General features: G+C 66.4%; 12 protein-coding genes. 4 read left to right on the top strand and 8 right to left on the bottom strand.

All coding sequences use genetic code 11. From position 1 onward, the window contains the following. Positions 1-131 precede the first annotated feature (131 nt). Both QW887_RS29175 and QW887_RS29170 read left to right on the top strand, forming a co-directional pair. A complete protein-coding gene (locus QW887_RS29175) occupies positions 132-437 on the top strand; it encodes a hypothetical protein (protein ID WP_315713661.1) in 306 nt (101 codons plus the stop codon). An 83-nt stretch (positions 438-520) separates the two neighbouring features. Further along, a complete protein-coding gene (locus tag QW887_RS29170) occupies positions 521-1069 on the top strand; it encodes a DUF3617 domain-containing protein (protein ID WP_315754445.1) in 549 nt (182 codons plus the stop codon). Between the two features lie 46 nt (positions 1070-1115). Here QW887_RS29170 and QW887_RS29165 read toward each other — a convergent pair whose 3' ends face one another. The 5 genes from QW887_RS29165 to QW887_RS29145 form a co-directional block, all read right to left on the bottom strand. Further along, positions 1116-2108 (bottom strand): NAD(P)H-quinone oxidoreductase, encoded by a 993-nt coding sequence (locus QW887_RS29165; protein ID WP_316174351.1) that lies wholly within the window; start codon positions 2106-2108, stop codon positions 1116-1118. Positions 2109-2126: 18 nt separating this feature from the next. Continuing rightward, positions 2127-3332, bottom strand: a complete 1206-nt coding sequence (locus QW887_RS29160) for an ABC transporter substrate-binding protein (RefSeq protein WP_316174348.1) — start codon at positions 3330-3332, stop codon at positions 2127-2129. 82 nt (positions 3333-3414) lie between these two features. Continuing rightward, the gene (locus QW887_RS29155) at positions 3415-4266 is read right to left on the bottom strand and encodes a fumarylacetoacetate hydrolase family protein (protein ID WP_316193637.1); all 852 of its coding nucleotides are present in this window, start codon (positions 4264-4266) and stop codon (positions 3415-3417) included. Between the two features lie 31 nt (positions 4267-4297). Further along, a complete protein-coding gene (locus QW887_RS29150; protein WP_316195627.1) occupies positions 4298-5821 on the bottom strand; it encodes a bifunctional 3-(3-hydroxy-phenyl)propionate/3-hydroxycinnamic acid hydroxylase in 1524 nt (507 codons plus the stop codon). 69 nt (positions 5822-5890) lie between these two features. Then, entirely contained in the window at positions 5891-6682 is a 792-nt protein-coding gene (locus QW887_RS29145; protein ID WP_315754435.1) for a DNA-binding transcriptional regulator, read from the bottom strand. 140 nt (positions 6683-6822) lie between these two features. Here QW887_RS29145 and QW887_RS29140 point away from each other — a divergent pair, with 140 nt between their 5' ends. Next, positions 6823-7806 carry a VOC family protein gene (locus tag QW887_RS29140; protein ID WP_316195625.1) on the top strand — a complete coding sequence of 328 codons (984 nt, stop codon included), beginning with the start codon at positions 6823-6825 and terminating at the stop codon, positions 7804-7806. Between the two features lie 13 nt (positions 7807-7819). On the opposite strand, the gene QW887_RS29135 is transcribed toward QW887_RS29140, so the two are convergent. From QW887_RS29135 to QW887_RS29125, 3 genes are all read right to left on the bottom strand, one after another. Further along, entirely contained in the window at positions 7820-9208 is a 1389-nt protein-coding gene (locus QW887_RS29135) for an ATP-binding protein (protein WP_315754775.1), read from the bottom strand. 126 nt (positions 9209-9334) lie between these two features. After that, positions 9335-10066 (bottom strand): response regulator transcription factor, encoded by a 732-nt coding sequence (locus QW887_RS29130; protein ID WP_316195622.1) that lies wholly within the window; start codon positions 10064-10066, stop codon positions 9335-9337. Then, positions 10063-10614: a MarR family winged helix-turn-helix transcriptional regulator gene (locus tag QW887_RS29125; protein WP_315778001.1), complete on the bottom strand. Its 552-nt coding sequence runs from the start codon at positions 10612-10614 to the stop codon at positions 10063-10065. Before QW887_RS29125 ends, QW887_RS29130 begins: the two co-directional genes overlap by 4 nt. A 347-nt stretch (positions 10615-10961) precedes the next feature. Between QW887_RS29125 and QW887_RS29120 the strand changes: the two genes are divergently transcribed. Beyond that, on the top strand, positions 10962-12041 hold the full coding sequence (locus QW887_RS29120) for a branched-chain amino acid aminotransferase (protein WP_316195620.1): 1080 nt from the start codon (positions 10962-10964) through the stop codon (positions 12039-12041). Positions 12042-12077 lie beyond the last annotated feature (36 nt).

Here is a 12077-nt window from a genome sequence, read left to right as displayed (position 1 = left end):
GCCGCGGCGGCCACAGGAGGTCAAGTGCAACGCGGCAACACTCCACGATTAGTCCTGTTAACGCGAGGCCGGTGTTCTTTTCTTGACCGGACAGGACCTTTAGAATGGCGGGCCAGATCGAGGAGAATGCAATGCGGACGCTGATGGCCGGATTCGTGAAGACTGCAGGCCTCGTGGCCGCTGGGATGGTGCTGGTTGCGGCATCCGCCCAGGCCGACGTGGTGCCGCCCTTCAAGGGCAACGACACCGGCGGCATCATCGCCTTCCAGCTGGCCCAGACCACGGATGCGCGCCAGCTCGCGGTCGATCATTGCGCCTCCTACGGCAAGGTCGCGAAGTTCCGCGCCGTCGATGCGCGCTACGGTGGCTACGTTTCGTTCGCCTGCCGCTGGGTACCCTATGGCTCGGCGCAGCGGCCGCTGCGGACGCTGTACTGACCTTCCATCAACTGCCGTTCTCCCAATTGCCATTTTTCTGCGGCATTCGCTCCGGCATCGATCAACGAGCCGGAACGGGGCATATGACCTGCACACGCATCGCAATTGGGCTGTTGGCCTGCTGCCTCCTGGGCGTGACCGCGAGCCATGAGGCACGGGCCGTCGACCTGCCGGTGCGCAAGGCCGGCCTGTGGGAGCTGAAGATGATCAGATCCGGCGGTCAGCTGCCGGAGGCGACGATGCAGCACTGCACCGACGCGGCCACCGACAAGGAGATGAACAACTTCGCCTCGCCGATGGCGCAGCAGGTCTGCTCCAAGCAGGACATCCAGAAGACCGCGACCGGCTACGTCTCCGATTCGGTCTGCAATTTCGGCGGCATCAATACGACGTCGCATGCCGACATCACCGGCGACTTCAACTCGGCCTATACGGTGAAGACGATGTCGCGCGTCACGGGCGGCGCCGCCGGCACCGGGGTGAAGGACACCGCGATGACGATCGAGGCCAGATGGCTCGGCGCCTGCAAGCCCGACCAGAAGCCCGGCGACATCGTGATGCCCGGCGGCATGAAGATGAACGTCAAGGACATGGCCAAGCTGAAGGCCCTGATCCCGGGCGTGAAGCAGTAGGCGGGCGCTCGTTGCGTGTGGCGGGTGCAGAGACGTGGGTTGGCGTTCATCCGCGGACGCGAAGCACGATCTTTCCGATGTGCCGGCTCGTCTCCATGCGGGCGTGCGCATCGGCTGCGTCGGACAGGCGATAGGTGCTGTCGATGTGCGGCCGAATGGCCGTTCCGAGCAGGGGCGAGATGCGTTGCCGCAGGTCGGCTGCGATCCGCCGCTTGAGATCGAGCGACGTCGACCGCAGGAACGCGCCGGTGATGCTGGCCCGGCGCGCCATCAGGCTGCGCAGCGGTACTCCGAGGTCCTTCCCGCCTCCGGCCGAGAGCAGGGCGATCCGTCCGCCCATCGCGAGCGCCGCAAGGTCCTGCGCGATGTGAGCGCCGGCGGAGGTGTCGAGGATGCAGTCGACGCCGCGCTTCCCCGTCGCCGCGCGGATCTGCTCGGCGAGATCGGGATCGGCATAGTCGAACACGGCGCTGCAGCCGAGCCCGAGTGCCAGGGCGCGCTTCTCTGTGGTGCCGGCGGTGGCCATGACGGGATGACCCAGCGCGCGCAGGAGCTGGATCGCGATCGTGCCGACGCCGCTGCTTCCGCCATGAATCAGGGCGGTCTCGCCGGGCATCATGCGCATCAGCTCGAAGAAATTGAACCAGGTCGTGAACAGCGCTTCGGGCAGGCCGGCGCCTTGGATCCAGTCGAGGCCGCTCGGCAAGTCCAGTGCAAGATGCTGGTCGGTGGCGACGTATTGCGCGTATGAACCGCCGTCGGTCAGTGCGATCACCGCTCTACCCAGCCGTTCCGGGGAAACGTTGGCGCCGCAGGCCACGATGCGCCCCGAGGCTTCCAATCCCGGTATGGGATTGGGCTCCCGCGACGGCCCGGCAGCGCGCTGGTTGCAGTCATGACGGTTGATGCCGGCGGCTGCGACCTCGATCAGCACATCGTCTGGTCCGAGGCGCGGGACCGGCCAGTCCTGTCGCTCCGACAGGACCTCCGGGCCGCCCGCGGCGGTGATGATGACGGCGCGCTGATCGTCCGGAATCATGCTTGGTCGCTCATGTGCTCACTTGCTGACCAGGCTGCACTTGCTGCGGTCGAGCGGGCGAAACGCCTGATCGGGGGCGATCTTCGTCACCAGCTTGACGAAGTCCCAGGGGCGCTTCGATTCGGCGGGGGTCTTGACCTGGACCAGATACAGGTCGTGCACCATGCGCTGGTCGTCGCGGATCTGGCCGTGGTCCGCATAGGCATCCGAGACCGGCGTAGCTTTCATTCGGGCCATCACAGTTGCGCCGTCGTCGCTGTCGGCATCCTTCACCGCCTGCAGATAGTGCCGCACGGCCGAATAGACCCCGGCCTGGATCTGTGACGGCATCGCCTTCCGGCGCGCGTAGAACGCGTCGGAGAAGCGGCGCGCGGCGGGAGAGGCATCCTCGAAGAAGCTGGTGACGATGAGATCGCCCTGCGTCGCCTTGAGGCCGATGGCCTCGATGTCGACGTTCTGGAACGACATCGGCACGATCTTCATGCCCTGGGCCGCAAGCCCGAATTCCTCGGCCTGCTTGATGGCCGTGGCATTGTCGCCGGCGACGTTGAGCGCCAGGATCTTGGCGCCGGAGGCCTGGGCCTGCAGCAGGAACGAGCCGTAATCCGGCGTGCCGAGCTGCGCCTTGACGCTGCCGGCGACCGTGCCGCCGAGCTCGGCGATGCGGGCGCGCGCGGTTGCCTCGACCGAATGGCCGAATGCGTAGTCGCCGGTGATGAAGAACCACGGCTCCTTGCTGGTCTGCATGATGCCCGACACGACGGCTGTCGCGGTCGAATAGGCGTCGTGCGTCCATTGCACCGAGGTCGGGGCGCAGGCCTCGTCGGTGAGCTGATTGGCGCCGGCCCCGGAGATGAGAAAGATCTTGCCGTTGCTGCGCACCAGCTCCTGGACGCCAAGGGCCGCGCCGGAGCTGCCGCCGTCGGCGATCGCCTGCACACCGTCCTGCTCGAACCAGCGCCGGGCGATCGCGACCGCGATATCCGGCTTGTTCTGATGATCGGCCTGAAGGATTTCGATCGGCCTGCCGTTGATCTTGCCACCGAACTCCTCAGCGGCCATCCGGGCCGCTTCCACGGAGCCGGGCCCCATCGCGGTCGCGAAGATGCCGGTCATGTCGGTGAGCACACCGATACGGATGGCACCCGCCTTGATTTCGGCCTGCGCGGATGAGCCTGCAAGCAGCAGCAGGCCAGCGATGCTGGATCTGAGACAGCGCGACATGATGATCCTCCCCGGATTTGAAGATTTGGTTTTTTGTCGTGTTTGATTGGTGCGCCTCGCGGTTCTCCGCGAGGCGGAAACGTCAGGCTTCCAGTTCGGCAGTCACGGGATTGCGCAGCGCGCCGATGCCCGAGATTTCGACCTCGACCGTATCGCCGGGCTTCATGAACAGAGGCGGGGTGCGCTTGAAGCCGACGCCTCCCGGCGTGCCGGTGACGATCACGTCCCCGGGCAGCAAGGTCATGATCGTCGAGCAATAGACGATCAGATCGGGCACGTCGGTGATGAGGAGATCCGTGGTGGTCCGCTGCACGGTCTCGCCATTGAGGCGGGTCTGCAGCGTCAGCTTGGACGGGTCGGGAATTTCGTCGGCGGTGACCAGCCAGGGGCCGAATGCGCCGGACCGGTCGAAGCTCTTGCCCGACAGGAATTGCGACGTGTGGCGTTGCCAGTCGCGGATGCTGCCTTCATTGTAGCAGGAATAGCCGGCGATGTGCGTGAGCGCGTCCTCGCGCCGGACATGCCGGCCGGCTTTCCCGATCACGAGCGCGAGTTCGCCCTCATAGTCGAAATGATCGGAGACACCAGGGCGAATGACCGGTTGCAGATGTCCGACCTGGCTGGTCGGAAAGCGCGCGAACAGCGCGGGCTTCTCGGTGACCGTTCGTCCGGTCTCGGCGACGTGGTCGCGATAGTTCAGGCCGACGCAGATGATCTTGCCGGGATCGGGGATGACGGGCGCGAAGGTGATCGCATCGAGCGGATAGTCGGGCTGTTCGGAGGTGAGCAGCGCGGCGGCGTCGCGAAGCGCATCCGCCTCGAGCAGCGCGCGCAGGCTCTTCGCCGGCAGCCGCCGGCCGAGGTCGACGACACCGTCTCCCTTCACGGCGCCGTATCCGGGACGCCCGTCGATCACAAAGGAAACCAGCTTCATACGTGAACCCTCTCAAAAAGAACGGAAACGCTCAGGCCGCGCTCGGCGGCGGTGCGAGGAAGGCGAGGCCTGACAACAGCGCCGCGGGATCTTCGCCCGTGCGGACAGCACCCAGGATGTAGCGGTCGGGGCGCATCAGCACGGCGTCGAAGCCGTGCTGATCGAGCCAGCCGTCGAGGCCGCCAGCTTCCTCGCCGCAAATGACGGCGACGTCAGCGACCGTCAGGCGGGCATGATGCTGCTCGATCATTGCGGTCCCGAGACCGGACCGGCATAGCAGCGCGAAGCGATAGCCGACGCGGTCGTCGCTGCGGCCGTGATCACGGCTGCGGAATTGCGGCGCCAGCTTTCCCGTCATGCTGCGTTCGCCGCAGGCAAGGCCCGGGCCGAGCACTGGCTTCTGCACGTCGAGCTTGAGCTGGCCGTCGCCCTGTGCCGTGCCGGTCGCAAGCGCCGCCTCGACCGCCTTGGTGTTGATCAGCCCACCCAGCCGGATCGCGAGCTCGATGAATTCGCGCACATGCGGCGCGCGCTCGCTCTGATAGGTGTCGAGAAGATCAGGCGTCGCCTTCCCGGCAATCACAAGCGCCAGCTTCCATGCGAGGTTGGCTGCGTCGCGAATGCCGGCACACATGCCCTGACCGAGGAAAGGCGGGGTCTGATGCGCGGAATCGCCTGCGAGCAGGAACCGTCCGGCACGCCATTGCTGGGCGACCGCGGAGTGGAATGTGTAGACGGCGGCGCGTTCGATCTCGGCCTCTGCGGGCCGGAGCCAGGGCGAGAGCAGCTCCCACACGCGAGCCGGTTGGGTGATCTCGACCCCGTCCTCGTCAGGACGAACCGTGATCTCCCACCGGCGCCGGTTGCCGGTGCCGCGAATATAGGTTGCGGGACGCTGCGGGTTGCAGTGCTGGACGCTGAAATCGCCGAGATCGGGCCGCTCCTCCCTCAGCAGCACGTCGCAGACGAGCCAGCGCTCGTGAAAGCCGAGATCGTCCAGCGCCGAGCCGATGAAGCGGCGCACCAGCGAACGTGCACCGTCGCAGCCGATGACATAGGCGCAGGAGATGTCGACGAGCCGGCCGGTGCCGAGGTCCTCATAGCGAACGCGCGCCCCCTCGCGGTCCTGCTCGAGCGCGAACACATCACAGCGCGTGCGCAGCTCGACATGAGGCCAGCGCTCGAGTCCCTTGTTGAGCACGTTTTCGAGATCGGGCTGGTGGAATCGGTAGCTCAGATTCCAGCCCATCGCGGTCGGCTCGCTGGGGCGCGGCCAGTCGAGCAGCAATCGTCCCCCCGCATCGACGAAGCGCATGCCGGGACTCAATGTAAGGTGGGGCAGGATGGCGTCGGCAAGGCCGATGGTCTGGAACACGCGCATGCATTCGTCGTCGAAATGCACCGCGCGCGGCAAATGATAGGCCTTGGCTTCGCGCTCCAGGATCAGCGTGCGGATGCCGCACAGGCCGAGCAGGTTGGCGAGCGTCGAGCCCACGGGCCCGCGACCGACGATGACGACGTCGAAGCTTCCGGAATGTGCGGCCATGTTGCTCATGGCCGCATCTGTTCCGCAACCGCCTCGCACCTTCAAGGCGCGGTCACGAACTGTCCGCGCAGCGGACGCTCAGGCCTGGACGGGGATCGCGGCCGCGGCGTCGCGCAATGGGGCCGCGTACTGAGCGACAGCCTCCTCGAGGGTCATGGCGGAGCGGATCCAGATGATCGAAATGCAGCCGAACACGACGTCGCCCCGCACGATCGGCACCGCGATCGACGACGTCTTCGGATTGAATTCGCCCTCGTTGCGGATCGCATAGCCGCGCTGAGACGTTTCCGTTATCATGCGCTGCAGCCGCTCGGGCGCCAGGAAGAAGAGGTCCTCGGCATCCTCGATGCGTCGCAGATGGTTGATGATGAGGTCCCGCTCTGCGGGCGGGCAGGCGGCCAGATAGGCCCGGCCGGCCGAGGTGTGCAGCATCGGCAGGCGCTTGCCGATCATGCTGCGGTCGATCGAGAGCGGGCTGCGCGCATGCGTAGTCTCCTGGATGACCATCGCGCCGTTCTCATAAGTCGACAGATCGACCGGCCAGATCAGGCTGCGGCTGAGCTCGGCGAGATAGGGCGCTGCGACCTGGCAGATGAAGATGCCGGGATCATAGCCGTCGCCGAGGCTCAATGCGTGGCGCGTCACCCGGAAGCGGTCGTCGCTGGCGCTGCGCGCGACATAGCCGAGTTCCTCGAGTGTTTCGAGCAACCGATAGACCGTGGGCCGCGGCAGATCGAGCTGGCGCGCCACGTCGCCGGCGCGAATGCCCCCGGACCGATTGACCGCGCGCAGCACGTCGAGCCCCCGCTTGAAGGCGCGGACACCCTCCGCAGGACGGGCTTGCGGAGATCGCGTCCGTTGCTTGGACACTTGGAAAATCCTCCCTGTTCTTCGTTTCCGTCCGCCGATACCGTCTTGAGAACGCGAGCCGGATGCAGGGGCGGCAGTCTACTGCAGGACCGCGCGGAGCTGATACGAAATTCCGCCCGCACCTTTCGGGAGAAAACAAGATGGAAATAACGGCGCTCGGTTACATCGGCATCAAGTCGTCCCAAGCGGAGCAGTGGGGACGCATGGCGACCGAGCTCCTCGGGATGCAGCGCGTGGATCGCGCGGCCAGCGTGCAGGCCTATCGGATGGATGATCGCAAGCAGCGGCTGATCGTCGATGGCAGCGGCGATGGCGGGCTCGCCGTCATGGGCTGGGAGGTCGGCGACGCCGCGGCGCTCGCGCGCCTCGCGAGCCGTCTCGACGACAACGGCGTGAAGGTGGCCCGCGGTTCGCAGGCACTGGTCGACGAGCGTCATGTCACCGAGCTGATCTGCTTTCAGGATCCCGCCGGCAACACGATCGAGGTGTTCTGGGGTGCAGCTGTCGCCTCGGATCCCTTCAGGCCGGGACGTCCGATCTCCGGCTTTCGCACCGGGCCGCTCGGCATGGGACACGTCGTGCTCAACGTCGAGGACGTCGAGCCGCTGCTGCGGTTCTATCGCGACCTGCTCGGCTTCAAGGTGTCCGACTTCGGCCTGACGCCGTACAAGCTCTATTTCTTCCACGTCAACGGCCGCCACCACAGCTTCGCGATGGTCGGCTCCGGTCGCCGCACACTGCATCACTTCATGGTGGAACTCGGCAGTCTCGATGACGTCGGCCAGGGCTACGACCTGGCACAGCTCGATGACGGGCGCGTGGCCTACACGCTCGGCCGTCACACCAACGACCACATGACCTCGTTCTACGTCAACACGCCCTCCGGCTTCTTCATCGAATATGGCTGGGGCGGTCGGGTGATCGATCCCGCGACCTGGCAGCCGCATGAGACCTTTGACGGCCCGTCGCTGTGGGGGCACGAGCGATTGTACCTGCCGGATGAGCAGCGCAAGCGCCTGCGCGATATGCGGCTGTCCGCGGCTGCACGCGGCGTTCGCGTGCCGGATCCTCGCGTTCCGGCACTGAACTGCGCCTGGCTCGACGCCGTGGTCGCGCAGGAATGAACTAAGCAGCGCGCTAAACCGGAATGCGCACGCTCGCCCGCAACCCGCCCATCGGGCTGTCGCCGAGGGTGATGTCGCCGCCATGGGACCGGGCGATGTCGCGGGCGATGGCGAGGCCGAGGCCGGTGCCGCCCTCGTCCTGGTTGCGCGCGTCGTCGAGGCGCAGGAACGGCTTGAACACCTCCTCGCGCATGTCGGCCGGGATGCCCGGGCCGTCATCGTCGACGGTGATGGTGAGGTAGCGGTGGTCGCGATGGCCGGTGATGGCGATCGCATCGGCATGGCGGGCGGCGTTGGAGACGAGATTGCCGAGGCAGCGCTTCAGCGCCTGCGGCTTCACGGTGACCACAGGCAGGCCGTGGAACGAGACCGTGGCGGAATGGCCGTTGCGCTCGGCGTCGCCGCGCAGCTCCTCGAGCGCGTTGGAGATGTCGGTCGGCTGCGCGATCTCGCCATTGTCGCCGCGCGCAAACGCGAGATAGTCCTCCAGCATGTGCGACATCTCGTCGACGTCCTTGCGCATGGCGTCGATCTCGGGACTGTCGCCGAGCAGCGCCAGCTCCAGCTTGAAGCGCGTCAGGATGGTGCGCAGATCGTGGCTGACGCCGGCCAGCATCGCCGTGCGCTGCTCCAGCGTGCGCTCGATGCGCGCCTTCATCTCCAGGAATGCGTGCGCCGCGCGTCGCACCTCGCGCGCACCGCGCGGCCGGAAGTTCGGCACCTCGCGGCCCTTGCCGAAACTCTCGGCGGCATCTGCAAGGCGCAGGATCGGCTTGATCTGGTTGCGCAGGAACAGCACCGAGACGATCAGCAGGATCGAGGAGGTGCCGACCATCCAGAACAGGAAGATATCGGTGTTCGACGCGTAGGCCGCGCCACGCTGCGCGAACACGCGCATCACGGCGTCATCGAGCGCGATGCGAATCTCGACCAGATTGGAGCGGCCGACGGTGTCGATCCAGAACGGACGGCTGATCTGGCGGCCGATCTGGCTCGACAGCGACTGGTCGAGCAGGTTGAAGAACGGTTTTGGCCCCGGCGGCGGCATGTCGCCGGCGGGCAGGAAGTCGACCACCAGGTTGAGCCGCTGTTGCGCGATCCGGCGCAGCATGGTGCGGTCCTTGTCCTGCGGATAGCCCTTGTAGATGTCGATCAGCGCGGCGACGTCCTGCACAACTGCGGCGGAGAGGCGTCGCGTCACCGTGTTCCAGTGCCGCTCCATGAACACGCCCGCGACCACCGTCTGCAGGATCACCATCGGCACGATCATGATCAAGAGCGCGCGGGCATAGAGGCCGGTCGGCATCCAGCCCTTGAACGCGTTGCCGACCAGGCTGTTGGCGCGCGACACCCGCCGCGAGGCGGTGCGGATCAGGGTGAGGCCGGTGTCGAGCGTGCTCATGCTGGGACGCCCTCGCTGCTTCCGTCATTGCGAGGAGCGAAGCGACGAAGCAATCCAGAGTCATCGCGGGCCTCTGGATTGCTTCGTTGCGCTCGCAATGATGTCGAGACCTTCACCTGCACCGCCTCAGCCCGTCACCATCAGCCGATAGCCGATGCCGCGCACGGCCTGCAGGAACAGCGGGTTGGCCGGATCGCTTTCGAGCTTGCGGCGCAGGCGGTTGATCTGGACGTCGACCGCGCGCTCGTTGACGGTGCCGTTGCCGGTCAGCGCGCCGCGCGGCACGGTCTCGCCGCGGGCATTGGCGAGGATGCGCAGCATCTCGCGCTCGCGGTCGGTGAGGTGGACGATCTCCTCGCCCTGCTTCAGCTCGCCGCGCGCCAGATGATAGACGAACGGGCCGAACGCGATCTGCTCGACGACTTCTTCCGCCGGTGGCGGCGCGGCGCGCTTGAGGATGTTGCCGATGCGCAGCGCGAGCTCTCTCGGTTCGAAAGGCTTTGCGACGTAGTCGTCGGCGCCGAGCTGCAGGCCCTCGATGCGGCTGTCGGGCTCAGCGCGCGCGGTCAGCATCACGATCGGCACCGACGATTGCGTGCGGATGAAGCGGGCGAGGTCGAAGCCGCTTTCGCCGGGCATCATCACGTCGAGGATCAGGAGATCGAAATGCAGTCCCGTCAGCTTGGCGCGGGCATCGCTCGCGCTCGCCGCGGTAGTGACGCGATAGCCTTCGCCGCGCAGGAAGCGCGACAGCAGGTCGCGGATGCGGCGGTCGTCGTCGACGAGCAAGAGATGCGGCGCGTCGTCGGCCGGCGTCTGCTGATGATGCGGGGCGATGGCGGCGATCGTCACGGTCACTCCTTGGCAGCGGCGACAGGCGTCTTGAAGATGGCTTCCAGCACCTTGTCCGGATCGTCGCGATCGATCATCGCGCGCAGGAACTGCCGGACCTTCTCGGCGCCGGCCGGTCCGATCTGCTCCAGCGCGCGATCGATGCGCCGCGTCTGCAGCCCGGCCAGCTTGGCGACCAGCGCCTCGCCCTTCGGCGTGGCGAAAAGAAGGCGCTGGCGGCGATCGTTGTTGCCGGTCTTCTGCACGATGTAGCCTTCGTCGAGCAGCTGCTTGAGCACGCGTCCGAGCGACTGTTTGGTGATGCGGAGAACGTCGAGCAGATCGGCGACCTTCAGGCCGGGATAGCGTGTGACGAAATGCATCACGCGGTGATGCGCGCGGCCGAAGCCGAACGCCTCCAGCTCATGGTCGGCATCGCCGACGAAGTCGCGGTAGGCGAAGAACAAAAGCTCGATGATGTCCCAGCGCAGCGGCTCGCCGCCGGCGGCCGCGGAGGGCTCAGCCGCGCGCAGCTCGGGGCTCAACGTCGGAGACGAGAAATTTATGTCAGCCATATTGACGTTTCTGCGGTTCAATGTTACAAAACAATCGTCCGCTACGAAATTTTAGATCGTTTCATCGGCGGGCGATGGGTCTCCAGGCGTGTCTGAACGGGCCGTAGGCAACCCCGACGGGCATCCCTGGGCGACGCATCGAACAACCGTGTGATGTCGAGCGGCATTTCGGCAAACCATACTGGACTTCCGCCGGGCGCAAAAGCATGTCCTGTGGTGGCATGCTTGCACGGTGACCGGCTCAAAAGCCGGTCGCGGCAGGTCCGAAATTCAAGAAGCCGACTGGCCCGATCGGACGGGTCGGCGCCAGAACTCGCGAATGGCGATCAAGCGGGGGAAGCAAGGACATGACTTTGACATTCGACATCAAGCCGACGACGAACCCGACCTCCGACCAGGAGCGCGCGGCCAAGCTCGCCAACCCGGGCTTCGGCCGGGTGTTCACCGATCACATGGCCGTGGTCCAGTACAGCCAGGACAAGGGCTGGCACAGCGCGCGGGTCGAATCCCGCGCCAACTTCCCGCTCGATCCGGCCGCAGCCGTCCTGCATTATGCGCAGGAGATCTTCGAGGGCCTGAAGGCCTACAAGCGCGACGATGGCGGCGTGAACCTGTTCCGCCCCGATGCCAATGCCAAGCGGTTCTGGAATTCGGCCGAGCGCATGGCGATGGCGCAACTGCCCCAGGCGGTCTTCATCGAGGCGGTCGAGCAGCTCGTCCGCATCGACCGCGCCTGGATCCCGGGCGGCGAGGGCAGCCTGTATCTGCGCCCGTTCATGATCGCCAACGAGGTGTTCCTCGGCGTGAAGCCGTCGGCGGAATACATCTTCGCGGTGATCGCCTCGCCGGTCGGCTCCTATTTCAAGGGCGGCCCGGCGCCGGTCTCGATCTGGGTCTCGGAGAACTACACCCGCGCCGCGGTCGGCGGCACCGGCGGCGTCAAATGCGGCGGCAATTATGCCGCGAGCCTCAAGGCGCAGGCCGAGGCGATCGCGCATGGCTGCGACCAGGTCGTGTTCCTGGACGCGATCGAGCGCCGCTATGTCGAGGAGCTCGGCGGCATGAACGTGTTCTTTGTGTTCGACGACGGCTCGCTGTCGACGCCGCCGCTCGGCACCATCCTGCCCGGCATCACCCGCGATTCCATCATCAAGCTGGCGCGTGATGCCGGCCGCGAGGTGCGCGAGGAGGCGTATTCGATCGACCAGTGGCGGACGGACGCCAAGAGCGGCAAGCTGAAGGAAGCGTTCGCCTGCGGCACCGCCGCGGTGATCTCGCCGATCGGCAAGGTGTGCTCGGCGACCGGCGACGTCCTGATCAACGGCGGCGAGGCCGGCCCAGTCGCCATGGGCCTGCGCAAGCAGCTGGTCGACATCCAGTACGGCCGCAGCCCCGATCCGCATCAGTGGATCCGGGATGTGAAGTGAGGGGCCGGGCTCCCTTGCGCTTGCAGGTTCTGGGCA

Source organism: Bradyrhizobium sp. SZCCHNRI3052 (assembly GCF_032484895.1).
Classification (GTDB): domain Bacteria; phylum Pseudomonadota; class Alphaproteobacteria; order Rhizobiales; family Xanthobacteraceae; genus Bradyrhizobium.
This window is presented reverse-complemented; position numbering and strand designations above follow the sequence as displayed.